Consider the following 25556-nt stretch of genomic DNA (forward strand, 5'->3'; position numbering starts at 1 on the left):
ACGATCGGCTGCCGTCGTTGCGCTAACGCGCAGTTTAGTTCCAATCAACAGAGGTTTCAACAAACTGTTACGAATACAATGGTTGGACAATACGAGAGCTAATGGTGGGAGATAAGATTATTAGGACTTAAGTATAGAAGAAAAGGATTGTGAAAGTTGACTGCATTTCAAGCCTCTGTATTAAGCCAGTTGTAAAGCTGTTCAGATAAAAGAGAATGAACCAGCAATGCATTTCTGGGAGATGTAGTAAACCGGTATACCACTACAGACGCTTCGGCAACCTGCCTGTCCTTACGCGCCCAGATACATGCCGTAATCCAAAATAACCGTTCCGTCCGGCTGTTTGTTCGTAAAACGCGGACAGTTGTATCGCTCAAAGAAGTGCCACCATTTCCGGTCGTTGCCTTTCAGATTATCGCGGAACTGCCCAAGGCCATGCTCCGCCAGCTTGTCCATGCACATCCGATGCGGCTCCGCGCCGAAAATTTCTCCGTTGTCCGATCGCCCCTTGATCCAGCATATCCCGACATCGCTCTCCGGCAGGTCAATGCTTGCGAAACCCTCGGGCACCGCCGTTTGCTCCGGGAAGAACATGCCGATCCAATATTCAAATGCGTTGTTGTCCGAGCAGCCCATGAAGCCGAGAGATCCGTTTTCTACCTCTTCCAGCGGTCCAAGCTTCTCCAGCACGTCAAACCAGCCGCTCTGAGACCACTCATTCCACTTGTTTCCAAAGCCCCCATCCGCGCCCCGATCCTTATCGGTGTAGCGTTTACCTACGAAACGAAGTGATGGAAAATGCTCTTTGCGAACATTAATAATTTCTGCTCCCATATCGAATTCCTCCGTATCATGAGATTTCAAGCATGCGATCAGGTTGTTGTTTCTCTTTACTTTACCATAAATCCGCTCAACGCTTCGAGGCACAGTACATCGTTGAACTAACGGGCAGGATTGCGCAACAAACCCATTAACTTTACGTATAGGAAGTAAATGATAACAAAGGTGGAATACAAGTGGATCTTCAACTAAGTACAGCGGCAATTCAGGCTATAACCTTGATATTAATAGTGTTTTTGGGATTCGTAGTCTATAGGGTCGTAAAACGGAGAAAATAGGCATGTAATATGCGATTTAACGATCGGGACACGATAGTTAAATCATGACACGATTGCAGCTAGTCGTTGCGCTAAAGGACAGGATATTTAAATTGAAGTGTTTGCGAATTGTACCGATAAATACGTTATAGGAAATAAAAATGCTATTGATTCACATAATATTTGAAAGGATAAATATCAATGGAAGAAATAAAAATCCCATTAAAGACTAGCAGAGTTGTTATCCTACAAATTGTATCTATAGTTTTTGCAGCTATAGGGGTAACGATGCTAATTTATATATCCTACAATGATCTGATAATTTTTAGTTTATCAACACTCTCATTTTTAATGTCTTTTGTAGGACCTGTGATCTTAATTAAAAAACTAAATGGAATACCTGCGTTAATAATAAACGATGAAGGTTTATTAAGTGGAAACAATAAGGTATTAGTTAAATGGAATGAAATCAATTCATTCTCTTTTGAAACTTTTAAATATATTGAAAGTTTAGTTGTAAATGTACATGATTACGATGCACTTATAGCTCGAAGTCAGGGAATTAGGAAGATTATTGGGTTGTTTAACAGAAATATAAATTCTAATAAATTATCAATTATTGATATAGGAACATTACAGATAAATAAGCTTCATTTGGAAAATGAAATAAATAAGAGACTAAAACAATAATTATGGCATTTCAAGAAGACATTTATTTCTTATAACACCATATTCACTCTTCGAGCCACTCGGCCCTTCATTAAATTAACTGGGAACGATAGCTCAATCATGACACGACGGTAGCCGGCCTTAGAACGCTGCCGTCGTAGCGCTAACGGGCAGGATAATAATTGAGCATAGAGGAGGAATTTATTTACTCTTCGAACTCCTATAAAGAGGTGATTAATTATCATAATAATTGAGACAGGACGGTTGTATCTAAGGGAACTTAAGATCAGTGATAAGTATGAGTTATCGAAGGTTCTTTCTGATCCCGAGGCCATGCAATTTTATCCCCAGCCGTTCAATGAAGAGAAAGTGCACCAGTGGATTAAATGGAACCTCGAGAATTATAAGAAGTACAAGCATGGACTATGGGCTTTGATATTAAAAGAAGACGATAAATTTATAGGCGATTGTGGAATAACGATGCAGACCATCGAAACTGAAATCGTTCCAGAAATCGGTTTCCACATAAATAAAGACTATTGGAATAAAGGTTACGCCACTGAAGCAGCTTTGGCCTGCAAAGAGTATGCTTTTAACGTGTTACGCTATCCAAGTGTTTTCTCGTACTCCACAATAAAAAATGTTCCATCACAAAAAGTTGCAGAGAAAATTGGAATGCAGGTTTATAAGTTCATCGAGAAGAATAACGAAAGACAGATTGTTCAAGTTGCATATAACACAGCAACTCTAAATTTCTGATTACGCTAACGGGAGACGATAGCTTAATCATGACACGATAGCAGCCGGCTTCAGAACGTTGGGCTGCCGTCGTTGCGCTAACGGGCAATCTTGCACAACATTGTTGTCTGCAAAAACATTCAGATTCCCCTTGAACCTTACGTAACGTAATGATTTACAGTGATCGTACCGGCTGGACAAAACACGGACAACGGCCAAAAAATCAAATAAGATAAATTCGAGCTCGGAGGAGAAACGGACATCGGGCTCGGACTGATAGACGAATTCCTGCTGACGATTTGTCCGGTCTTCCTGGGCGGCGGAAGATCGGTATTCGACGGCGGCGTCGAGAAAATCAGGCTCAAGCTGCTTTCCAGCCGAACGCTCAAGTCGGGCATTATCGCGGCCCGCTATGAATTGGAGAAATAGTCGCGCCGTACAAGGTGTTCCGCTCTAACGGGACACGATAGCACGATGCCGAAGGACATTAAATATAACAGCAAAAAGGATCCGCCGCGTGGCGAATCCTTTTTGCTTCTGCACGATTTTCAACTTGACGACAAGTTGGAGGCTGCTTGATATTAACGCTTGAGTTCTTGTTCCTCAAGCATGGTCAGATGAGTCTTTCCCCACTCAATCATGGTCATAAGCAGCTTATATACACTCTTCCCGTGCTCGGTTATCGAGTAATCCACCCGCAGGGGCAATTCGTCAACTATAACTCGTTTAATCAAGCCGTCTCGCTCCAATTCTCGTAAATGCAGAGTCAACATTCGTTTCGTGACTGTCGGAATCAACCGCAGCAATTCGCCGTATCGAACTGAACCGCCGGATACGATGGACTCGGCCAAGAGATGGCATAGGATGTAAGGCTTCCATTTTCCACAAACACAATTGATCGTCGCCTCAAAAGGCATCTGGTAGGTGGCTCTACGATAAGCTTCCATGCAAAATCCTTCGCCGAAATGATCGATACTCATCTTCGCCCTCCTTTTAGAAGTGCCACTGCCCCTATAGTTGTTTTTCCGTTTTGAATCCGGGAACAGAAATGTGCCTACTTATTCCAACCAATTAATTCCTTTATAATACCATAAAAAGGATCACAAAGGAGACGATGACATTGAAGTTCAAGTTGATGGGGAGAAGTGGGCTGCGGGTTTCGGAAGTGGCGCTGGGCACGATGACCTTTGGTGAAAAATGGGGATTTGGCGCTTCAAAGGAAGAGAGCCGCAAAATCTTTGAAGCGTATGCGGCAGCGGGCGGAAATTTTATCGATTCGGCTAACAGTTATACAGGCGGCGAGAGCGAGGAGTTAGTCGGCGAGTTTATTGCGGGTGCCCGTGAGAACTTCGTGGTCGCTACAAAATATTCGGTCTCGATGAATAAAACGCATCCGAACGGAGGCGGAAATCATCGTAAAAGTCTTGTTCATTCGCTGGATGCGAGCTTGAAGCGGTTGAACACGGATTATATCGACGTCTATTGGGTGCATGTATGGGATTTTATGACGCCGGTTGAAGAGGTCATGCGCGCACTGGACGACCAAGTGCGAGCGGGCAAAATACTCTATGTCGGGATCTCCGATGCGCCTGCGTGGATTGTCTCCCAAGCCAATACGCTAGCGTCCCTTCAGGGTTGGTCACCGTTTATCGGATTGCAGACCGAGTATAGTTTAGTGCAGCGGGATGCTGAACGCGATCTGATCCCCATGGCAGAGGCTTTCGATATTGGAGTGACTGCCTGGTCGCCTCTAGGTGCCGGCGTGTTGACAGGGAAATATCAACAGAAAGAGCCGGAAAATGCCAGAAAAGCACGGATCAATGCTTACCGGTCGAACGAAAGAAATATACGGGTCATCGATGAAGCGGTGCGTATCGCATCCGAAATCGGGAAAACGCCAGCGCAAGTCTCACTGAATTGGATCCGGCAGAAGAAGGGCGTGTTCATTCCGATTCTCGGTGCGAAAACGTTGGAGCAGATTCAGGATAATTTGGCGTCGATTGAATTTGATTTGACGGAGCAACAACTGAAGCGACTTGATGAAGTGAGCCGGATTGGTTTGGGTTTTCCGCATGATTTTATTGGGTCGGATGGAGTGAAAGGTCTAATTAACGGTGATTTCCGTTCACTAATCAGCAATCACAGACGATAAACCATTTAACACGAAGAGGGTGTCGCGGGAACGATCTTGGCGTCCTCTTCTACGTTAACGGGACACGACAGTTCAATAAACCTTGGGGCAGTTTGCGACCTGCTACGCTAACTTGCAATAATTGGGAAGAGGAAAACGTTAATTTTATTGAAGAACTTTCATAACCGAATATTGGACTTTTTTTAGCAATTACAGCGTTTGTAGCATGTTTCTCACTCCCAATTACCAATGCCGCAATATCACCTGTTTATGGCTCCGTTACTTTAGATGGGCAACCTCTTGACTTTAATGCGAAACCGATCGTGATAAATGGAAATACGATGGTGCCTTTCCGTAAAGTATTCGAATCTTTAAAGATGAATGTTAATTGGGATTCCACAACAAAGCATATTACTGCAACAGAAGATGATTTAATAATAAAAATGACTTTGGGGAGCTTAAAGGCTACTGTCAATGAAAAGGAATATGCATTAACTCAGTCTCCATTTGATTCCTTAGATGGAACTGTTTATGTAAATCTCAGATTTATAAGTGAAGCTGTAGGGGCAACAGTTAGTTGGGACAATGTACAGAAGATTGCAACAATTAATACAAAGTAGGTTTCATTAGATCTTAACGGTGTTACGAGGAATCAGTTTTTACAGTTGTCCGTTATTGATAAAAAGGTTCCCTAAGGGATTAAGCTAACGGGAGACGCTAGTTTAATAAAAGGAGCTGCTGGTGCAGCTCCTTCTTTATGCTTATCTCTGGTTACGAATAGAGATCAGAGATAAGGGAGATTTACGGACGATCTGATTTTTTCATGATGACGTCCTGCCGTCGATTCTCGAACGTTTGACGGGGGTACTATTAAATTCGTTCGAATCATAGTCTGGTTATATAATAAATGGCTGAAGGAGTGTACAGTTCGTTGAAAAAAGTGAAGGTTCGTTTACGGCCCCTTGTAAACAAAATTAATTTACCCACCGTTTTGAAAACAGCTTTTCTTCCGGGCGACTCCATGGAAAGACTGTTTATGGCAACCCAGGTAGGAGAGATCTACTACATCCGAGACGGAGCGATAAAGACCTTCTTAGATATTCGCGCGCGTATTTTAGCGCTTGGCACTTCGGGCGGCGGTTACGATGAACGGGGATTGCTGGGGCTGGCGTTTCATCCCGAGTTTAATCTTAATGGTCTATTTTATCTTCATTATTCACTTGCCGGAACGCAAGGTCCAGGCGCTCTTCCGGGGCCGTTCAAGCCTGACCCTTGTAATCCCGAAACCTTAAATCTAAGGTGGATTAATCGAGAAACGCAGTATGATCATATCGATACCGTTGAAGAGTGGATTGTACAACCGAAGGGTCACCCGCAAAAACGGCGGACATTGTTGAACATAAGAAGACCTTTTTTAAATCATAATGGTGTCAACAGCTTAACCTTTTCACCCGAAACGGGAAAACTTGTATTAACAACGGGAGACGGCGGGTCAGGCTACGATCCATTTCATCTAAGCCAGGACGATATGGAGATCGCCGGTAAAATCATCGAAATGGATGTCGGCATGCATACATTGATCGAATATCCACCCGTCGTCACGCGTTTTCATGAACTTCCTGTGCCGATTCAAAATACGCTTACGGTAATGGCCAAAGGGGTTCGCAATATTCCTGGCATTTCATTTCAACGATTTCATCATCAGTACATCAAATATGCGGGTAATGTCGGACAAGATTCGGTGGAGTCGATATTTTCGTTCGTACAGTATAAACCGTTATCGGTTACACGGCTTGTTCAAGCTGCTTCCATGCATGCCGAACCTGTTCAAGAAGGATTGATTAACTTTGGCTGGCGAGGGTGGGAAGGGGCTTTTCCTACTTCGATTATAAGTGGTTGCACGTCCAATCCGGCTTTGGACGAGAAAACAATCGCTTATTACGATGAAGCGGTCACCACTTCGGCGAAGCTTATTCAGCCATTGACGAGTTATTTCCATAAAGATCCCAGGGCCGATAAGTTTGGAGGAACTGCGCTTACAGGCGTCCAGCCTTATATGGGACAAGAAATCCCCGATTTAACGGGGAGCGTCGTCTTTATCGATCTGGCCCGGAACGAAGGCTCACAACCACCGGCTAGAGGGGTTTTAGCTTATACCAGGGTAAGAGCGGATGGGAAACAAAATGATTTTAGCGTAATTGAAACCGATGACTACGAATTCGGATCTCAACCCGCTTATTATGTTACGTTGGGAGCGAACCGGGATCAGACGAAACTCTTTTTAGGGGCTTATGGTTCGATGAAAGTGGCTGATTATAACCAAGGTACGATTTTTGAAATTGTTCCCTAACGCTTCGCGATACGCGAGGGCGTACATCAGGGAACAGTCTCTGTTTTATATCAAGGATGATGGCATTCTCGTCCACTTAAAATAAGAAACAACTTCGGCCTACCTGCAGCAGCTCAGGGACCATGAGAAATTATGCAGCCTTAGTCCGGTGGAGTACCGAACTAAGACTGCTTAATGCTCTTATTTCATTGTTGTATATTTGACGGGGCACCACCGGTCTCCTGCCTGGGAAGGACCCAGTTGGGGCGCGGGAAGTGGCAGTTGTAGCCGCTCGGGATAGCGCTCAAGATAGTCTTGTGGCAGGAGTTTTTGTATCTAAAAACGGAATTTCTGTTGAAAAGGTTGTATCTATAGAGCAATATGTAGCATAGCAAAATTTGAATGACTCTCCGGATCGCCGGCCATAATATTTAATAAGGCGAGCTCACTTTTTATCGGACCCATAGCCGAGCGATGAATGAGCTCACTCTCCTAACCTTGAGCGCCCCTTGTGGCGCTCCTTTTCGTATACTTAATTCCTGGGGTGTCGGATGACAAGAACATTATCTCATTAATAGCCGCGAAAATCGCGGCTGTTTGTATTTATGGGATCAAGTTCTTGTCAAAACCAGATGACAAGGACTTGATCCCATTACCGAAATTGACAAGAACTTGATCTCATTCCCGCGAATAGCTTGTAATGCGCATTAATGAAGGCAGCAAGCCAGAAAATGACCAACTGAACTTTGTTTAACTCCCTCGGTACGATTTAGTTTTCTCACGAATGCTCGCTATTCGCTGGATCTCTCCAATAGATAAATCGCTATCCGGATAGAAGAGGGGATGACCGTCAAGTTCGAACCGAAGTGCATGCGGGAACAGAAGGGGCGAGTTTTCGCTCCTCTTTGTACTGCTCTGCTGCACGCTGCTCCACGCACCCGCGGAGGCTTTCACTCCCATTTCTCGACGGGACGATGCCCTTTCATTCCTTCGTTACGCCTATCCGGTGGGGGGAGGCCGGTTATCCAAACGGTAACGGCTTCTGTGCCCTTTTGCTTAATGCAATCCGGTACTCCGTGCAGTCTCACAGAGTGAATTGGAGGATCGGCTGCGGCAAGCGCTGCGTCGCGCCCCGGTTGGTCCAGTTGCTGCTCCCAGGGCGCGGCTACGGCATCCGCAGACTTGCTTGTTGAGTGCAATGGACATACACTATAGGGAAACGAAGCATGCGGCGAATGGGGAGCATCTAACGTGGATATGAATATTTTCATTGTCGAGGACGATTCATCCATACTGGGGCTACTGAGGGAAAGGCTCGAGAGCTGGTCCTTGCAGGTCACCGTCCCGCGCGATTTCGATCATATTATGGACGATCTCCTGAACGTACCACCTCATCTGGTCATTCTGGACATCCAGTTGCCTAGGTTCGACGGCTTTCATTGGTGCCGGGAGATTCGCGCCGTCTCGAAAGTTCCCATTCTGTTCTTATCTTCCCGAGATCACCCGATGGATATGGTGATGGCCATGAACATGGGAGCCGACGATTATATACAGAAACCGTTTCATCTCGACGTACTGCTTGCCAAAGTGCAAGCTATTCTTCGCCGCACGTATACGTACGGCGAGGAGGCAGCCGACGTCATCGAATGGAAAGGCTCCCTGCTGCAGTTGAATCGCGGCGCAATCCGAAAGGATGGAAAGGAAGTTGAATTAACGAAGAATGAATTTTTTATCCTCGCGACCCTCGTCAAGGCGAAGAATGAAATCATACCTCGCCAAGAGCTAATTCGGAGACTATGGGAGGATGAGCAATTCGTGAACGACAATACGCTGACGGCGAACATGACGCGCCTGCGACAGAAGCTGGCCATCCTGGGACTCGACGAAGCGATCGTGACCAAAAAAGGATTGGGCTACATGGCCGTTACGTAACAGAGGAGGCGATTAGAGAAGTGTTGCTGGGATATGCGGGCAGCATGAAGAGTTGGATGTTAATGATGCTGCTCCTGCTCGGACTCATCGATACGCTCGTGTTGCTGGACCGAGGGGTCGCCGTCGAGCTCTGGTCGATTGTATATTTAAACGTGTTGTACCTCGTCACTTTCATACTTTTTTTCCTCTGGAGATTCCGGCGAGAAACGCGTTATTTTCGGGAGCTCCGCGCGCTCGCCTCTGACATCAACGACGATTGGATCGAAGCCTTGCCAGCGCCCGATTACGCGCGGGACGAGTTGGTGAACCAGGCATTGCGCGCAGCGGATCGCTTCTATAAGCGGAAGCTGGCAGCGTCCAATTTGGCATTAAGCATGGAGAACGATTATATCGCGTCTTGGGTACATGAGATCAAGGCGCCGCTTACTGCCATGAAGCTGACGATTGCAGGCTGTCCCCGCGATCCTGTCATGCGAAGAATCGAAGCGGAGTGGCTGCGTGTGTATCTGCTGATCGATCGGCAGCTGTACATGTCAAGGCTGCCTACCCTGGAATTGGATTATGTGCTGGAGTCGTGCGGCGTGCGTCGGATGGCGATGAACGAAGTGCGCGATTTGGCTTCCTGGTGCATCGAGAAGAACATTGCAGTCGAATTCGAAGGGGAAGAAACCGATGTCGTCACCGATATGAAATGGTGCCGTTTTATCATCCGCCAGCTCTTGATGAATGCAGTCAAATACAGCCCCGAAGGCGGAACCATTTATATCGCCACGGAGTTCCTTCCGGCCGGCCATGTCATGGTGCGCATGACGGACGAGGGACCGGGCATTCCAGCGCACGATTTGCCCAGGATATTCGATAAGGGCTTTACGGGCGGAAACGGGAGAATCTACAACGCGGCGACCGGGTTAGGCTTGTACCTGGCACGGAGCGTTGCCGACAAAATCGGGGTATCGATTGAAGCGCAGTCCGGCCGCACCGAAGGCACCGAAATGCGGATGACGTTCACGTGCAGGAACGGTTTTGATGCGGTTCGGAAGGGGAAGATGCGGTTAGACGCGCTTGGTAACGACAGCAGCAGGGAAAATGTGAAGTGACCCCCCTAATAAGATTATATATCCATTTGTGGTAATTTGCTTGGCATGAATTCGGTATTGTACCGGGTTCATGCCTTTTAGTTTTGCCTTGGTGCGATTCATGAGCTCACCACGAATACGACAATTTTCCTAAAAATGTAAAAAAACTTCACCTCCAATTTTAGATGGTGTTTGTCATTTGGGGTGCAGTTCAAAGATCCTCAGCCTGGTTTTTTTGAATCGCAACCAATATGACAATAATGTAACTTACCCTGCTGTATTGTCATCTAGATCAAACGACAGGGCATGGCGAACGGTTTACAATAAAGCATATGGAGAAATGGAGGGCCGAACATGAATCCGAATCATTCGCAGAGAACGATGCTGCAAGCGCAGAACATACGCAAGACCTACGGGAAGAAAGGCAGCGCACAGCAAGTGCTGAAGGGGATCGATCTTCGCGTCGAGGAAGGGGAGTTCGTAGGAATCATGGGGCCGTCAGGTTCGGGGAAGACGACTCTGCTGAACGTGCTTGCGACGATCGATCGTCCGACAGAAGGCGAGGTTCTGATCGAGGACGCCGATGTTTCCAAAATGAAGGACGCCGAGTTGTCCGCCTTTCGACGCAATAAATTAGGGTTTGTTTTCCAAGACTATAACCTGCTGGATACGTTGACCGTCAAGGAGAACATCCTGCTTCCCGTGTCCCTTGGACGGCGCAAACGGTCCGAGACCGAGCAGGCATTCCAAGCCGTTGCGCAGTCCCTCGGCATCGAAATGCTGGCGGACAAATACCCGCATGAGCTGTCCGGCGGGCAGAAGCAGCGGACATCCGCAGGCCGCGCCCTGATCCATCGGCCCGCCTTGGTCTTCGCCGACGAACCGACCGGGGCACTGGATTCCAAGTCCGCCTCTGCCCTGTTAGATACCATCGCCACGCTCAACCGGGAAAGACGGGGCACGATCGTGATGGTGTCGCATGACCCCGTCGCGTCCAGCTATTGCAGTCGCGTTATTTTCTTGAAAGACGGCAGGATTTATTCGGAAGTCTACCGCGGCGGCAAATCGAGGCAGGCCTTTTTCAAGGACATCATGGACGTGCAAGCGGTCCTGGGAGGTGACGCGGTTGACGTTATTTGAGCTTGTCCTTCGCAGCATGCGAAGAAACATGAAGCACTACTATCTTTATTTTTTCGTGTTTATTTTTTGCACGAGTCTCTATTTCGTGTTCGCTACCCTGCAGCACGACGCCTCCATCCCCGATCGGATGGATGGCAGCTTCGTTTTTTCGCAGTCCTTCCTGGCGGCGGGCGTATTGCTGCTTCTTATCGTAACGGTGTTCACGACTTATGCGAACCGTCTGTTCCTCAATCGCCGCAGCAAAGAGATTGGGCTATACCAGCTGATCGGCTTGACGAAAAGAGGCGTCGCGCGATTTCTGCTGCTCGAAAACATGCTTCTCGGCATAGGGGCGCTTGTCGTGGGCATCGTCTGCGGCGCGCTGGTATACCGGATTTTCCTAGTGCTGATCAGCAGCTTGCTGGGATTAGAGGGGGTCGTAACCGTCAAATTCTCCCTCTCGGCCATCTATCAATCGGTGGCCGTATTTGCCGCTCTGATCGTAGTAACTTCGATTCAGATTCTGCGGATAACGTACCGGACGACGTTGATCGACTTGTTCCAGGCGGAGAAACGGCAAGAGCATCCTACTACGCCTGCATCCGCTGTGGCTGCAGTGTTGGCCTTGCTTGGCATAGCCTTGATTCTGTACGGTTATTGGCAATCGGGGAAGATCTCGGAGAACACGTTGTTCCTCGATAGCCTCGCAATTTTTGGATCGATTATCACCGGGACCTACCTCTTGTTCCGCGTTACGATCGGGTGGCTGTTCGACCGGATTCGCAGGGCCGCTAACGGGCATCTCGGATTGAGCCGGGCCTTGTCGCTCGCTCCCCTCATGCATAGGATGAAGGGACAAGCCAATTCACTTACCGTAATCACCGTGCTGTCGGCCATGACGCTTACGATGGTCGCCGCGGCCTACTCGTTTTATTACTCCGTGGGGAAGGACACTCGCAACGCGCTGCCGTACGACTTCGCGATCGAGGACGGTGGGGCGAACGCCGCCAGACTATTCGGCGAGGCGTTGGACGCCAAAGGGATACGATACGCTCACCGGCGAGTGGAAGCCATTCGCCTTACGGGCACGATCCGCGATCTTCCCAGCCAGGCGTTGGTTGAAGAAACGACGCTGCTGGTGATGCCCGCCGAGCAGCTTCGGCAGACGGGCGCGGACATTGTGGTGCCCGGGCCTAATGAAGCGGCCATGTATAACGGGAATGCTAAGATTGACGAATTAACCCAACCGCAATATACGAGCTTTCCCAAATCGATCGAGCTGGATCCGCTCAAGAGCGGGGACAGGCTTCAGTTGACGGATGTCGTCAACCGGTTCGTCATGAATTACAATGTCTACGGAGATCAGCTTGTCGTATCCGAGTCTACGTTCCAAGCGCTCAAGATTCGAATGATGGCCTTGCCCCAGTATGAACAGGAGCAGACGGTAGAGAATCCCCGTTATGCAGCTGTCGCGTTCGACACGTTTCGGGTACCGGACAAGTCGCAGCGCGAGGCAGCGTCGGAAGCCTATGCGGCATTTGTGCCCGAAGGAAGCCATCCGTTCGACTTCGAGCGCGAATACCGCGACAAGCTGCAAAGCTTCGGTTTGTTAATTTTCATCACGGGCTTTCTGGGACTCGTCTTCCTGATATCGACGGGCAGCATGCTGTATTTCAAACAGATGACGGAAGCGGAGCAAGAGAAGCCCAGTTTCGTTATCCTAAGGCAGCTCGGATTCGAGACGAAGGACATTCTCAATGGCATTCTGCGCAAGCAGTTGTTCGTTTTCACGATCCCGCTCGCGATCGGGATGGCGCATTCTGCTTTTGCCGTCAAAACCGTCTCCGTGCTGGTGCCTTCGAACATCTTGGTACCGTCGGCGACGGCCATGGGCGGGTACGTCTTGATTTATTTTATCTTCGTTTTATTAACGATGAGGTACTATAAGAGAATCGTCAATCATGCCATGTAAATTGAATATTGGCCAGATAGCTTGTCTTCGAGAAGGGGAAAGCCAATGAAGAAAAAAAAGTATCGTTAACCGCAGCCGTTCTTGTTATTCTGACCGCTCTGTTCGTCTTGAAGAACAGGGAAGAAGTAGATCGCTTCAACCCTTTCCTTACCAAGGAGTTCGTCTTTGTCCAAATTAACCACCCCGGGGAGACTGAACCACACGGCAGAGTTGCTTATAAGCTTACAGGCATCAACGCGGGGGGGATGAAGAAAAAAGTTAAATTTACGGCTAGCACTGAACTGCCGATAGGGAGCTATTTAAAAGTATTGGCCAAGGGCGCTTATACGCAAGAATATGAAAAAATCACTGAAGAGGAGCTGCCTGAAGCATTCGCACGATGAACAGAGTTTTCTTTAGCTCTCAAAAAATGCCCATGAAATGGGCTTTTTTTGAGATATGAGTTGGCCATGGCAGTTTTCTGGCAGAAACGCTCGCCACCTTCATGGCTGCCGTTTTGCCTCCGGGCAGAAGAGAATAATGATTGACTTGATTGAAGAGATTCGCACAATAAATAAATGCGATGTCAGCGAGTTGTCAATCAGCAAGTCACGCAGCACGCGGCATACAGGAAGTGTCGGTCCGTCATTCTATGTGTCCGAGCCGTACTGCCAGCAAACCACTGCGAGCTAACCTATTGCTCATTGGCCTTTTTGCTTATGGTCAGATTAATTTAACAAATTGGTTGTTCGCAAAAAAAGGCTCCTGAAGATTCAGCAGCCTCACAGGGGGAGTATAGCACGCCTTTTCGCGAAGCGTTTAGGGCTTTATCCAACGGAATCTTGGCCAGTCAGTTGCACATCATCCTCTGCAGTTGTTCCAGACCCTGTTCATATTGCCAGCAGCTGTGGCAGATGAAGCTTGTAGGCTTTCTCGGCATGCCGGGTGCCGACCGAGCGCGTTGACAGAGCTTCCCAAGCTTCGGCAGGTGTACAAGCACCTCATGGGCTTCGGATCGCTAGTTACCCTGTGTCTCTTTCCTACGGCTACTGATTTTCAAAAACTCACGGTTCGCCAGGTACGGTTGGAAAGCTGTCATGAAGCGGCAAGACAGTGTCGAACCAGCGGTGAATCTAGTTCTTGATACTGACAAGACGATGGACGATGGTTTCCCGAATCGCCATGAGGACGCGAATTCCATGAAGAAAATGTTTGTCCCACCCAGTAAGGGCGATTCAGGGCTTTACAAAGAGTCTAAAATATCATTGGGATAATGTGCATCAAGTACTTGTTCTATACGATGAAAGTATACTTCTAACTTCAAGGATTTCCGATTATTCTAATCTACAATGGAGCAGTGGGATGCGCGTAAAGAATATAATACGGTCCAGCCTTTAGATATACATGGGAGTAGGTTGGCAATGATGAGGTACTAGTAGAAGCAGCTGCGGATACGTTGTTGAGTTGCCTAAAGCAAAAAACTAGGACCCTGTATTTAGCGGTTGGGTTGAATTTCATTCACAATCGAAGGGAAACCATGATCTCCTAAGTACGAGAAATTCTGTACCCATCATTTTGCACAGCGAGAAGTCTCGCTTGAGCTAACCGACTCGTCCTGTCGGGTGACACGAACATTACCTCATTAGGCCGCGTAAACGCGGCTTTTTCGTTGTGGAATAAAGTTCTTGCCAAATTCGAATGACACGTACTTTATCCTACTTCCGAAGGGAGTGCAAGCATAATAGGTCTTTGGTTATGGCTCGATGGAGTGCTTTTGGATTTTCCAAATAATAGTATAATCTAAATCAAATACGGTCATTGGAGGAAAATGGAATGAAACGATGGCTTTTGCTTTCAGTTTTCGGGACTCTAATGCTGATGCTGTTTGTGCCCTTTCAGGCTGCTGCCGCCGACTTCAGCTCCATGGTGGAAGCAGGAGGTTCGGATTCTGATGTAACGATGGTTACAGAAGGAGGGGGGCATGCTCTCGCTTTAAAACAAGACGGAACGGTATGGTCGTGGGGAAACAATGCATATGGCCAACTGGGCTATGGAGGTACAACAAAGGAAGCTGATCCTCCGGTTCAAGTGCAGGGCCTTGATTCGGTTGTCGTTATCGCTGCAGGTTCGGATCATAGCTTGGCACTAAAAAGCGACGGTACTGTCTGGGCATGGGGATGCAACTTTTTGGGTCAACTGGGTAATGGAAGAGCGGGAGGGGTCAGTTCTTCCCCCGTCCAGGTAACCGGTCTTAGCTCCGTGGTTGCCATTGCTGCAGGAAATAATCATAATTTGGCCGTTAAAAGCGATGGAACGGTATGGTCCTGGGGGACGAATCAGTACGGTACACTAGGCGATGGAAGCACGACAGCGCGTTATGCGCCGGTTCAAGTACAGGGTCTCGGTTCGGTAATCGACATTGCTGCGGGTGATCGTCATAGTTTGGCACTCAAAAGCGATGGTACCGTCTGGGGATGGGGGAGCAATGTAAGCGGCGAACTGGGCGATGGAAGCATGAAAAACCGTTATACGCCGGTTCAAGTACAGGGTCTCGATGAGGTAATCGACGTTGTTGCGGGCTCTTCGTCGGGGAATTCGCATAGTTTGGCACTCAAAAGCGACGGAACCGTCTGGGCGTGGGGCAATAATTACGACGGCAAACTCGGCGACGGAACGACGACGAGCCGTACTTCGCCCGTTGAGGTCATCCATCTCGATTCAGTGACCGCGATCGATGCGGGTAGTGGACATAGCTTGGCGCTGAAAAGCGACGGAACCGTTTGGGCATGGGGATATAATGATTTTGGTCAACTGGGAGATGGAAGCTCAGCCCGCAGCAGTTCTTCCCCCGTTCAAGTGCAGGGTCTCGGTTCAGTGGCCTCCATCTCTGCGGGTTCTGATCAAAATTTGGCACTCAAAAGCGATAATACCGTCTGGGAGTGGGGACTTCATTTTTGGCCTCCGATAACAGGCAGTCATACGCCCGTACAAGTTCAAGGAATTTGGCAAGACACACCCGAAGCGCCGCAGTGGCCTCGGGGTGACGTTCTGACGGTGACCGATGTAACCTACAACAGCGTACGCCTGAACTGGCAGCCGGCTATGGATAAAACGGGTGTAGACAAGTACTTGGTTTACGACCAAGGATACACGCTGCTAGCTACTTTGAATGCGGACATTACCACCTATGAAGTAAAGGAGCTGTCTCCGGATTCAAACTACATCTATTCACTGGTTGCCGTCGATGCCGACGGCAACCAGAGCGAGAAGAAAGACGTGCAAGTCACTACGGCAGCCATTACGACTCCCGGTACTTTTCGGCTTTCCGATTCCAAAACGGTATCCGACGGTTGGTCCAAGCATGAGTATTTGTTATACGACGGGTACCTCACATCTCCAAGCCAAGTGTTGATTGGATCTTGGACTCCCCCTGAAGGTTATCATGGGGTCGTGAATGTCTCTATGCTTTCTGCGGATGGGGAAAATTACGATCTTAGTGTAGAGACCGTGAACGAAGGAGGGTACCATTATCCGAGCCTAACGACCGAACTCTCAGACGGCTCCGAGTACAGTGTTGCCGGAGTGCCCATAGGCGACACAGCCGTGTGGAAAGTTAAAGGGCATACCGACCAAGATTATAGTCTAGATAAGAAGGTTATCGTCTATGTGAGTATCACGTATGATAATCACTGATATCATGTGACAAGAACATTATCCAAATCAAGTCCGCCTAAACTGGTCTTACTCCTATCAAGTAGACAGTTAAAAAGAGGCAATTAACGGCGGTCGCCTTCCTGAATTCAACAGGAGAGCGATCGCCTGATTTTTTTTGGAATCGTTCTTGAATGTAATAGGTTATATACTCCGTAATTAACTGTCTGGCCTCAGCTTCACTTCTTAGTTTTCCCAGGTGAAGCTTCTCGGTCTTCAAGTGAGAGAAAAAGGATTCGATGCAAGCATTATCAAAACAGTTTCCACGTCTTGAATGGCTTCCTTGCAGACCATAATCCGCCAACAACTTTGCGTAAGTCTTTGTGATGGTCAGCGTGAAGTAACGCATTTGGTGCATTCGGCTCTTTGACGGTCTCCAGCACAAGCTCAAGGTCATTTCGCGCACTAAGCTTCCACGCCCATTACTTCATTGTTGAAGAGGTCTAGAATAACGGAAAGAAAGAGAAATTCATGCCCAACACGAATGTAGGTAATGTCGGTAACGAGTTTGCGTTTATCTGTTGCCGCGAACTCCCGGTTCAACACATTCGGGAATTGCACAGAAGGCTTACGACCTGCAAAGGGACGTTTTTTACGAATGACAGATTGAATTCCCAACTCTCGCATGAGTCGTCGTACTTTCTTGTCTACCGTAAGGGGATGATACCAAGCATTATCAAACAACCTGGTCTTTTTATTTCGAACTTGTAGGGTGGGTCAGGAGGATCGGATGCCCGGATTATTATATTTCCGTAATATGGTAGATTGAGGTGGATAATCAAGGATAGGAGGGAAGATGGATGAAACGACAATGGATGCTATTCATTTGCGGGTTGCTGTTGCTGACGCTGCTTTTACCCTTTCGGGCAGCCGCCGCTGAAGCCGCTTCCGCAGACGTGGCAGAGCATTCAAAAACGGGTGTAACAATGATTGAAGCAGGTGGTCAAGCGTTTACGGAGGACGGATCCGTTTGGCAGTGGTCGCCAGGATTTCGAACTCCCGTTAAGCTGCAAGGTCTCGGTTCTGCAGCCGCTATATCTGTAGGTACTCGGCATAATTTGGTGCTCCAAAGCGACGGAACCGTCTGGGCGTGGGGCAGTAATTACGAACGCCAACTCGGATTATGCGATCCAACGGACGGTCCCGATCGCTCGGCTCCCGTTCAAGTATGCAACCTTAGCTCCATGGTCGCCATTGCTTCAGGGGATATTCATAATTTGGCACTCAAAAGCGACGGGACCGTCTGGGCGTGGGGCGACAATCTATGGGGCCAACTCGGCGATGGAAGATATTCATCGAGCGATGGATGGAGCCCCTCGGATAACGCAGGTCCCGTTCAGGTGAAAGATCTTCGTTCGGCAGTCGCGATTGCAGCGGGAATTGATCATAGTTTGGCACTCAAAAGCGACGGAACCGTTTGGGCCTGGGGGAGAAATTTGTACGGCCAGCTGGGCATTGGTAACCGGGCAATCGACAAATCGAAGCGGAGGGGCTGTCTCCCCAAACCTACTACTGCTATACAGTGGTCGCCGTCGATGCCGATAGCCATGAAAGTCTGAACCAAGGCGTGATCGTCACCACGACTGCCGTTTCGACTCAAGGTTCTTTACAGTTATCCGATTCTAAAACGTATTCGGATGACCAGCACACGTATCGGGTTTCGTTATATTACGGGTACCTTTCGTCGCCAAACCAAGTGTTCAGCGGATCGTGGACCTTCCCTAAAGGCGAGCATGGGAAAGTGAATGTCTCCATGCTTTCGCCGCCAGGCAAAAATTATGACTTGATCATGGAGGCCTCGAGGGACGGTCACCCATTACCGATCACGACGGACAAGCTCCCGAATGGTACCGAGCATAGCGCTGCCGATATACCGGAAGGGTACACCGCATCGTGGAGTGTGAAAGGACATACAGCCCAAGATTACAGTCCGACTAAGAAGGTTTTCGTATATGTGAGTATCCAAACTGATAATCACTGATGTCATTTATGACATAAGTTCTGATGTCGGGTGCCAAGAACATTGTCTCTTTAAATGTCGCGTAAATCGCGGCATTTTTTTGTTTTGGGATAAAGTTCTTGTCAAATCTCTATTACATGAACTTTCCCATTCCCGATAAACGTCATTGATAGCGTTATTATCGGTGGTAGTCAATTAACCAAGAAAATATTGAACGGAGAACGATTAATGGATATCTGTTTTTATGATAATACAGAAATTTCAGCTAACGAAAAAGGTATTGTTTCAGTTGATCGTTGAACCCTCGGGATTACAAATCGTTGGAGAATTACCACTTGAAAAATGGGGATTCTGGGAAAATACATTTCATGCTCAACTAGCTAGGTGCTCATTCCCTTCATTTAAATGTTAACAACAAGATTAATCCATTGAACTATAATATCATGGCTCTCGCTCATTAACCCCGCGGCTCTGCCACACCGAAATATTCACTAGACAAAGAAAAGGAGCATCCATTCGGTGGATGCTCCCTAATTCGCCGTTAGAGTGATACGGTGAACCATACCACAAGTAATGGCGGAAATTGGAAACTTATCATTGACAGAACGGATAATCGAACATATAGTGTAGACATCTACATGATTTTGAGGAGAAACCTATGCCAAGCATTTTCGACAAGTACCCCTACAGTCTATACATTAAAGTCATCGCGCAAAGGGTTCGGGAGATCATCGACCAGCTTCTGAAGGAACACGGCTTGAATAGCTCGCAAGCGATTCTTCTATCGCATATTCATCAATCCTTAGAGGAGCAAATCGAGATTAACCGCAAGTTTCTTGAGCAAACAATGGCTCTAAGCGGTCCGTCCGTGACAAATTTGTTGAACGGTCTAGAGAAATCCGGATTTATCACGCGCAGTAGCAATCATACCGACGGACGCAACCTCCGTATTGATGTCACGGCCAAAGCCAAACAATATATTAACGGGAGAAGCGATGCCTTCTCGAAATCGGAAGAATTGATCACGCAAGGGATGTCTGATGCCGAAAAAGCCATGTTTGCCTCTCTGCTGACCCGTGCTTTTGAAAACGTCGAAAAACAGCTGTTGAAGTAATGTATATGCCATAGGTTTTTCTTTTAAACAAATGTGTAGACGGCTACACATTTAGCGAAATAATAGTCAGGAGGTTGTGATGATGAAGAATCAACGAAATGGACTGGAGCTATCCAGAATTGGACTCGGCTGCGGTCATATGTCAAATGTCAATGAGGCTGTCAAAAGTGCTGGCATTGCCGCCATTCATGCCGCTTTCAAGAGTGGAATAAATCATCTCAACACGGCGGATTTTTACGGTGCAGGCCAAAGCGAGATGGTCATCGCGGATGCGCTGAAGGGATACAAAAGGGATGACTATTTTATATCGCTAAAGTTTGGAGCATTAAACACGCTTGACGGCTCCCTTTACGGACTGGACGTCTCCCCCAATCATGTGAAGAACTATCTTGCTTATTCGCTCAAACGACTCGATCTCGACTATATAGACCTTTATCTGCCCGCAAGAATCGATTTGGGTATCCCTGTCGAAGAAACGATAGGCGCCATATCAGAACTGGTTAAGGCCGGCTATGTCAAGGAAATTGGAGTCAGCCAGGTCGATGCAGAGACGTTGAGAAGAGCGCATGCGACGTATCCGATCAGCTTGGTGGAGTCCGAGTACTCGCTTTTTAACCGAAGCCTTGAAAAAGAGATTATACCGACTGCAAGGGAATTGGGGATCGGCATAGTTGCTTTTGGGGCGGTAGCTCATGGACTCCTTGCCGGCAACTGGACAGAGGAGCGGGTTCAAAAAAACAAAGGCGGCTACATTCCGTTATTTTTCGAAGGGAATATAGAGAAGAATGTTGTTCTGGCTAAAAAGTTAGGTGAGATTGCCGCAAAAAAACAAATGACGTTATCCCAACTTGCGCTTGCCTGGATATTATCCAAAGGCGATGACATCAAACCGCTCATTGGTACCGTATCGCCGGTGCATCTTCAAGAGGCATTGCAGTCTCTTGATATTCATCTGACTAAAGATGATGTCATGGAGATAGAAGAGGCGATACCGGAACATGAGATTGCAGGCGCTTCTTTTCCCAATATGCAATTTAGAAACGGTAAGACTGTTCGTGGATAAAGAGTACAGGCAGCACAATCATACAAAGTGAAAGGATGTTGTTGTCATGATTATCGTTACCGGAGCCAACGGGAAATTAGGGCGGGCCGTGGTTGAGCAGTTGCTTAAGCGTGTACCTGCGAATCAGATCGGTGTCAGCGTCCGCGATCCGAATCAGGCACGAGAGCTTCAGGAACGCGGAGTTCGTGTTCGTCGGGGCGATTTCGACGATGCCGAGAGTCTATATCAGGCCTTTGAGGGGGCATCGCAGGTTCTCATCGTTTCGACCGGCATCATGGGCGAGGCCGGTATCCCGCATGGTATATGGCAGCATCAAGCAGCGATTGATGCTGCCAAGAAGGCAGGGGCTAGTAGGTTGCTATACACAAGTCACATGGGCTCTTCCCCAACATCGCACTTCGCTCCCATGATTGACCACGCGGCTACCGAAGAACTGCTGAAAGCTTCAGGTATGCCTTTCACGTCGCTCCGTAATGGCTATTACGCCGCAGCGGCACCCATGTTGATCGGCGGAGCCATAAAAACAGGGGAATTGATCGCTCCTGAAGACGGCCCGGTTGCTTGGACAGTCCACTCCGACTTAGCCGAAGCTACGGCAGCGATCATAAGCGAGCAGAAATTAGATGGCATGACTCCCAATTTAACGGCATCCGAAGCCATTGACATGGAAGGGATTGCGACAATCGCTTCTTAGGGAGGACTATCCGTCGAATCGTTGTGTCGGACGAAGAGTTTCGGGACCGCATGCTGTCTCAAGGTGTACCGGAAGCTAGCGTAAATATGCGGATGGGGATGTTTCTAGCGAGCCGTCAGGGCGATTTCACGCAAGTCGATCCCACTCTAGCTCATTTGATCGGTCGACCTCCGGTGAGTATTAGAGAGGTATTGAAAGAATCGATGTCTCATCAACAAGGTTGATTGCGTTAAAAGATGCTAATAGGGAAGGCCAATTAAAGGCATAAAAGCCATTATTCCATTTTTTGATGCCCTATTATTTATTCATTAGACCTGACAAATACTTATACATGAATGAAGATAAAGAATAGAGCTATGTGGGTCAATTGAGAATAGAGGTGGCATTAGTTAACACCATTTTCACTTTTGAGCCCACTCGGATTATTAAGCTCCCTCAGTACGATTCAGTTTTCTCACGAATGCTCGCTTATTCGCAGGATTTCGCCTTTGACAGAAATGCGGAAAGATAGTTTCAGGACTACTGTTGAAGACCAGAACAACATGAAGGCATGACGATATAGAGGGGGAGGTCGCCCTCCCATATCCTTCCATATACTGCACGCATGCTCCACGCCCCCCCTGTAGGTTTTCACTCCCATGTCTCAACGGGTCTTTGCCCTCTCATTCCTTCGTTACGCCTGTCCAAGGGGTGGAGGCCGGTCTTGCTATCGGTACGGGTCAGTGCCCTTTGGTTTAATGTATCCGGTACTCCGTGCTTTCTTTTGAAATCCCGCGAATAAGCCGAAATTCGTACAACGAAACGGTTAGATAATGAATAAGCAGCTAGCTGAATGGACATCGTTTTGTGAGGATTGTAATCTTCCCGGCTTCTGGCCATACCAACGAGAACTCGAGCTAATTTACCGCATAGTTTCATAAGTGACCTCATTTTCTTCATCTTTTTCACTTGTACATTGTGCGCATGAATAGCCTTGAACTCAGGGTTGTTTGCAATTAAACTCATGGTCATCATGAAGATGAAACGTCGAAGTCGAGATCGTCCACGCTTACTAATCTTCATCTGTCCGGTCCATTTGCCCGAGCTTGCTTCTGCCAGGTTGAGACCGGCATGACGCAACAGCGCATTGCCGTGAACAAAGCGGCTTAAATCTCCGGCCTCACCAAGAATACCAGCTAATGAAATGGCACTAATCCCTTTAACCGCGAGCATGGATTTAGCAAACGGAATACGATCCAACACAGCATTAATCTCAGCCTCAACCGTTTTAAGCTGCTGGCAAGCAAGGTCGTACTCATCGAGTAACTGTTCTAAGTGAAGTTTGTATGCTTGCGTGGCTTGTTTAGAGCCAACAGAACGGCTAGCCAGGGCGATGAGAGCCCGAGCTTTTCGCTCACCAGAATGGCGTTTCATGAGTGTTTTCCAACCCTCGATGATGTCGTGAGGCTGTAGTTTACAGAGTTCTTCAGGTGTAGAAACAGACGAAGAGTGGCCAACGAACCGGTGCACATGAGGCACTTAAAGACCTGACGCGGCTCGGGGAAAACAACGTCTACCCAACGATGAATTTGGTTTTTAGCACTAACGAGCCTCGTCACGATAGAGTCGCGGTTAGAGAGATAAACACGCAGCTCTTCAAAAGCCTCAGGTGTGTTACGGACGAAAGAGTAGTAGCCGTTTTTGACCATGTCTGCAATGACGAGCGCATCTTTTTTGTCACTCTTTGAAGGGGGATTATCTCGGTTTTCCTTATTCTTTTTAACGAGATGAGGATTAACGAGAACGACTTCGGGTCTCCGGGCAGACCTTTTCCATAAAAATACCCCTTGCATGACAAACATATGTTCTGGTTATAATAAGATCATACGTTCGTATCGGAGGGGATTGCGTTGAAACTCGAAAATTATAAAGGACACACATTACAGATTGTCTACGTTGATCGGCGCGGTCGGATTACACAGCGGAATATTGAAGTAAAATCAATGGTTGACGGGCAGATCAGGGCGTATTGTTTAACGTCAAAAGGGCCACGCGTGTTCGTAATTGAAAATATACTGGCGTTTGAATTGGTGAATCGCTATGCAGGATAAATTTGCAAGAATGATCACGACTGAAGAGCGCGGTCTCGTCAGAGACAATATCATATTGCTCAAGATGCTCGAGATGATTGATTTTAACCGCAAGCAAATTGAAAATTCGACGAATCTTTTGCGGCCAATATTCCTCAAGGCAGCAGACCGGTTGCTTGATTTAGTACTTGCCGATCTAAAGAATATTCGGCTGCAGCTGCGCAAGGCAAATATCAAATGGTGGGAAGGCGAACAAAAGAATTTGGTTCTTAGCTATCACATCGTTTGTCGGGCTTTCGAGGATACCTTCGGGATGACCAGGGACGTCGCAAAGACACAGCTCTCGATTAAGTTTGGGGAGTATTTCGCACTTGTATCAGAGCCATTCAAGTCCCGTTCCTTCACAGATGTAGCAAACGTTGCTTCGAATACTGTCGAAATACCGTAGGTGTGCTGCTGTGACCCATGTGAAACCGCATCCGTTCATCAAGGGAAGCCAAGCCCAGCACGGGCATGTTTAGCAACGAATTAGCGGTTAGATCTTTGATGTCTTGATTCCATGCTTGAAACCAAACGTTCGACGCGCGAGAAAGCGGTTGACCGCAGATCGGTGCAACAGTGATTAGAAAGAAAGCCAGATTTGTTGCGCCTTCTGCACCTAATGCTGTCCTTATATAAAAAACGATCGGATGCGCTTAGAATTCAACAGCACTGGATTCCAATTGATAAATCCGCATACATCGATGAAAGCAGGGAGCAGAACTTGGTAATTCTGCTCCCAAACTATCGTCTCTGTTAATTATTCAATTGGAATATGCAACTGCATTGAAACTTTCCATTCCTATACGGGTACAGTCTACAGAGCAAAATAGAAATAATGTGTATTGCAACTCATTTGATGGTGGTAAAGGCACATTGTAATCGGATGCCTCGATTGTTACAACTTGTACGTTACTATTGTCAGCTCCTACTGGATACACGGCGTATGCAACGATTAAATCATTCACCGTTGTTCCACGAACAATGGCAATAGAGATTACTGTATCCGGAGGCAACGGAGTAGAAATTTCCACGCCAGCGATGCCAGATAGTTGTACACGTATAAACTCTCCGCCGGTTACATTGAGGTTGACACTACCTATACTTGTTGGGATTCCTCCGGTTAATGGGATTGAAATAGAAAAACCGTAACTTGCATTTTGTGAGGTGCCAATATCGAGTAATTGAGCCATCGTTTCTATCACCTCCTTTGTAACCAAGTTATGAGAGTTTAATAGTTTAAGTGAGTCTTTTGGGCCACAGGCTTGGATGCCGGCCATCTTCGGCTTGCTCCTGCTGATTTATTTCCTGCGATGTTGATCCCGACAACGAGGTGCTGGGCGGTAATCATTTTCAATGAGTTGATTTTTAACTTCATAGTAGAGCGTCCTCCTGGATGATGGGAATTTAAGGGCTATGACCCCTTGCGTACTCCCATCGTACAGAGGCGCTTTTCCTTTGCATAGACGAAAGTAATCCATCTATAGGAATGCTAACGGGCAGGTTAATTCAATGAATGGGTGAAATATATAAATGTTAGCCGCTTGCAAAGTTCGCAAGGAGTATGACCTAATTGTATTAATGGATATGAGGCGAAATATGGATCGTACTTTACCGGCTAGAATGGCGTTAACGACGAGAAAGTGGTCTAAAAATACCATAGCGGCGGTCGTCGCCATTCCGTTGGTCTCTTTACGGACGGCACAGTGACGGCAGGATAATAAATATGGCCAATACGATGTAAGCGGTCGGTGCGATATTGTGGCGGTTGCGGTTATCCCGAAGAATACGGGGAATGCATATACGATCGTTCTTGCATCCGACGGCGGCACGGTAGCGCCATTAGGTTGAAATAAGCATGACC

20 protein-coding genes and 3 pseudogenes are annotated in these 25556 nt (G+C 47.6%); 17 read left to right on the forward strand and 6 right to left on the reverse strand.

All coding sequences use genetic code 11. The features are described 5' to 3' along the window. Positions 1-291 precede the first annotated feature (291 nt). On the reverse strand, positions 292-834 hold the full coding sequence (locus BMZ79_RS25625; RefSeq protein WP_090645788.1) for a GyrI-like domain-containing protein: 543 nt from the start codon (positions 832-834) through the stop codon (positions 292-294). Positions 835-1298: 464 nt separating this feature from the next. Here BMZ79_RS25625 and BMZ79_RS33820 point away from each other — a divergent pair, with 464 nt between their 5' ends. From BMZ79_RS33820 to BMZ79_RS25635, 3 genes are all read left to right on the forward strand, one after another. Further along, positions 1299-1787 carry an STM3941 family protein gene (locus BMZ79_RS33820; RefSeq protein WP_143089087.1) on the forward strand — a complete coding sequence of 163 codons (489 nt, stop codon included), beginning with the start codon at positions 1299-1301 and terminating at the stop codon, positions 1785-1787. A gap of 243 nt (positions 1788-2030) precedes the next feature. Further along, positions 2031-2525: a GNAT family N-acetyltransferase gene (locus tag BMZ79_RS25630; RefSeq protein WP_256253126.1), complete on the forward strand. Its 495-nt coding sequence runs from the start codon at positions 2031-2033 to the stop codon at positions 2523-2525. Positions 2526-2780: 255 nt separating this feature from the next. Continuing rightward, on the forward strand, positions 2781-2933 hold the full coding sequence (locus BMZ79_RS25635) for a dihydrofolate reductase family protein (protein WP_256253144.1): 153 nt from the start codon (positions 2781-2783) through the stop codon (positions 2931-2933). 152 nt (positions 2934-3085) lie between these two features. On the opposite strand, the gene BMZ79_RS25640 is transcribed toward BMZ79_RS25635, so the two are convergent. Beyond that, positions 3086-3484, reverse strand: a complete 399-nt coding sequence (locus BMZ79_RS25640; protein ID WP_256253127.1) for a winged helix-turn-helix transcriptional regulator — start codon at positions 3482-3484, stop codon at positions 3086-3088. A 140-nt stretch (positions 3485-3624) separates the two neighbouring features. Here BMZ79_RS25640 and BMZ79_RS25645 point away from each other — a divergent pair, with 140 nt between their 5' ends. From BMZ79_RS25645 to BMZ79_RS25685, 9 genes and pseudogenes are all read left to right on the forward strand, one after another. Continuing rightward, positions 3625-4656, forward strand: coding sequence for an aldo/keto reductase (locus BMZ79_RS25645; protein ID WP_090645794.1), 1032 nt, complete (start codon positions 3625-3627; stop codon positions 4654-4656). A 236-nt stretch (positions 4657-4892) separates the two neighbouring features. Further along, a complete protein-coding gene (locus BMZ79_RS25650) occupies positions 4893-5255 on the forward strand; it encodes a copper amine oxidase N-terminal domain-containing protein (protein ID WP_371263803.1) in 363 nt (120 codons plus the stop codon). 311 nt (positions 5256-5566) lie between these two features. After that, a complete protein-coding gene (locus tag BMZ79_RS25655; protein WP_090645800.1) occupies positions 5567-6985 on the forward strand; it encodes a PQQ-dependent sugar dehydrogenase in 1419 nt (472 codons plus the stop codon). 1236 nt (positions 6986-8221) lie between these two features. After that, positions 8222-8896: a response regulator transcription factor gene (locus BMZ79_RS25660; protein WP_177222351.1), complete on the forward strand. Its 675-nt coding sequence runs from the start codon at positions 8222-8224 to the stop codon at positions 8894-8896. A 20-nt stretch (positions 8897-8916) separates the two neighbouring features. After that, positions 8917-9993, forward strand: coding sequence for a sensor histidine kinase (locus tag BMZ79_RS25665; RefSeq protein ID WP_256253128.1), 1077 nt, complete (start codon positions 8917-8919; stop codon positions 9991-9993). Between the two features lie 333 nt (positions 9994-10326). Then, complete coding sequence (locus tag BMZ79_RS25670) at positions 10327-11112, forward strand: ABC transporter ATP-binding protein (RefSeq protein WP_090645805.1); 786 nt, start codon at positions 10327-10329, stop codon at positions 11110-11112. A gap of 28 nt (positions 11113-11140) precedes the next feature. Continuing rightward, positions 11141-13063, forward strand: coding sequence for an ABC transporter permease (locus BMZ79_RS25675; protein ID WP_256253129.1), 1923 nt, complete (start codon positions 11141-11143; stop codon positions 13061-13063). 77 nt (positions 13064-13140) lie between these two features. After that, positions 13141-13446: pseudogene (locus BMZ79_RS25680) on the forward strand (YxeA family protein); the annotation flags it as partial. A gap of 1429 nt (positions 13447-14875) precedes the next feature. Next, on the forward strand, positions 14876-16735 hold the full coding sequence (locus tag BMZ79_RS25685; protein ID WP_218154791.1) for an RCC1 domain-containing protein: 1860 nt from the start codon (positions 14876-14878) through the stop codon (positions 16733-16735). 37 nt (positions 16736-16772) lie between these two features. Here the strand turns inward: BMZ79_RS25685 and BMZ79_RS35335 are convergent. After that, a pseudogene (locus tag BMZ79_RS35335) lies at positions 16773-17398 on the reverse strand (IS3 family transposase); the annotation flags it as partial. A 155-nt stretch (positions 17399-17553) separates the two neighbouring features. On the opposite strand from BMZ79_RS35335, the gene BMZ79_RS25700 reads away from it, so the two are divergent. The 4 genes from BMZ79_RS25700 (at position 17554) to BMZ79_RS25715 (ending at position 21584) form a co-directional block, all read left to right on the forward strand. After that, positions 17554-18312, forward strand: coding sequence for an RCC1 domain-containing protein (locus tag BMZ79_RS25700; protein WP_090645819.1), 759 nt, complete (start codon positions 17554-17556; stop codon positions 18310-18312). A gap of 1059 nt (positions 18313-19371) precedes the next feature. Then, the gene (locus BMZ79_RS25705; RefSeq protein ID WP_090645822.1) at positions 19372-19827 is read left to right on the forward strand and encodes a MarR family winged helix-turn-helix transcriptional regulator; all 456 of its coding nucleotides are present in this window, start codon (positions 19372-19374) and stop codon (positions 19825-19827) included. A gap of 82 nt (positions 19828-19909) precedes the next feature. After that, a complete protein-coding gene (locus BMZ79_RS25710) occupies positions 19910-20890 on the forward strand; it encodes an aldo/keto reductase (RefSeq protein WP_090646007.1) in 981 nt (326 codons plus the stop codon). Between the two features lie 46 nt (positions 20891-20936). Beyond that, positions 20937-21584, forward strand: coding sequence for an NAD(P)H-binding protein (locus tag BMZ79_RS25715; RefSeq protein ID WP_256253130.1), 648 nt, complete (start codon positions 20937-20939; stop codon positions 21582-21584). 819 nt (positions 21585-22403) lie between these two features. Here BMZ79_RS25715 and BMZ79_RS25720 read toward each other — a convergent pair. Then, a pseudogene (locus tag BMZ79_RS25720) lies at positions 22404-23374 on the reverse strand (IS110 family transposase); the annotation flags it as partial. A gap of 289 nt (positions 23375-23663) precedes the next feature. On the opposite strand from BMZ79_RS25720, the gene BMZ79_RS25730 reads away from it, so the two are divergent. Continuing rightward, positions 23664-24101, forward strand: a complete 438-nt coding sequence (locus tag BMZ79_RS25730) for a YhjD family protein (RefSeq protein ID WP_218154792.1) — start codon at positions 23664-23666, stop codon at positions 24099-24101. Positions 24102-24456: 355 nt separating this feature from the next. Here the strand turns inward: BMZ79_RS25730 and BMZ79_RS25735 are convergent, their stop codons facing one another. Together BMZ79_RS25735 and BMZ79_RS34440 are read right to left on the reverse strand one after the other, a co-directional pair. Further along, positions 24457-24885: a hypothetical protein gene (locus BMZ79_RS25735; protein ID WP_090646010.1), complete on the reverse strand. Its 429-nt coding sequence runs from the start codon at positions 24883-24885 to the stop codon at positions 24457-24459. A gap of 38 nt (positions 24886-24923) precedes the next feature. Next, complete coding sequence (locus BMZ79_RS34440) at positions 24924-25070, reverse strand: hypothetical protein (RefSeq protein WP_177222341.1); 147 nt, start codon at positions 25068-25070, stop codon at positions 24924-24926. Between the last annotated feature and the right edge of the window lie 486 nt (positions 25071-25556).

This window comes from Paenibacillus sp. UNC496MF (assembly GCF_900113915.1).
GTDB lineage: Bacteria > Bacillota > Bacilli > Paenibacillales > Paenibacillaceae > Paenibacillus_Z > Paenibacillus_Z artemisiicola.

Coding starts and splice junctions, on each gene's coding strand:
- BMZ79_RS25715 (WP_256253130.1), top strand. CDS start 20,937: ATGATTATCGTTACCGGAGCCAACGGGAAATTAGGGCGGGCCGTGGTT.
- BMZ79_RS25640 (WP_256253127.1), bottom strand. CDS start 3,484: ATGAGTATCGATCATTTCGGCGAAGGATTTTGCATGGAAGCTTATCGT.
- BMZ79_RS33820 (WP_143089087.1), top strand. CDS start 1,299: ATGGAAGAAATAAAAATCCCATTAAAGACTAGCAGAGTTGTTATCCTA.
- BMZ79_RS25685 (WP_218154791.1), top strand. CDS start 14,876: ATGAAACGATGGCTTTTGCTTTCAGTTTTCGGGACTCTAATGCTGATG.
- BMZ79_RS25660 (WP_177222351.1), top strand. CDS start 8,222: ATGAATATTTTCATTGTCGAGGACGATTCATCCATACTGGGGCTACTG.
- BMZ79_RS25700 (WP_090645819.1), top strand. CDS start 17,554: ATGAAACGACAATGGATGCTATTCATTTGCGGGTTGCTGTTGCTGACG.
- BMZ79_RS25670 (WP_090645805.1), top strand. CDS start 10,327: ATGAATCCGAATCATTCGCAGAGAACGATGCTGCAAGCGCAGAACATA.
- BMZ79_RS25735 (WP_090646010.1), bottom strand. CDS start 24,885: ATGGCTCAATTACTCGATATTGGCACCTCACAAAATGCAAGTTACGGT.
- BMZ79_RS34440 (WP_177222341.1), bottom strand. CDS start 25,070: ATGAAGTTAAAAATCAACTCATTGAAAATGATTACCGCCCAGCACCTC.
- BMZ79_RS25710 (WP_090646007.1), top strand. CDS start 19,910: ATGAAGAATCAACGAAATGGACTGGAGCTATCCAGAATTGGACTCGGC.
- BMZ79_RS25625 (WP_090645788.1), bottom strand. CDS start 834: ATGGGAGCAGAAATTATTAATGTTCGCAAAGAGCATTTTCCATCACTT.
- BMZ79_RS25730 (WP_218154792.1), top strand. CDS start 23,664: ATGCAGGATAAATTTGCAAGAATGATCACGACTGAAGAGCGCGGTCTC.
- BMZ79_RS25675 (WP_256253129.1), top strand. CDS start 11,141: ATGAAGCACTACTATCTTTATTTTTTCGTGTTTATTTTTTGCACGAGT.
- BMZ79_RS25705 (WP_090645822.1), top strand. CDS start 19,372: ATGCCAAGCATTTTCGACAAGTACCCCTACAGTCTATACATTAAAGTC.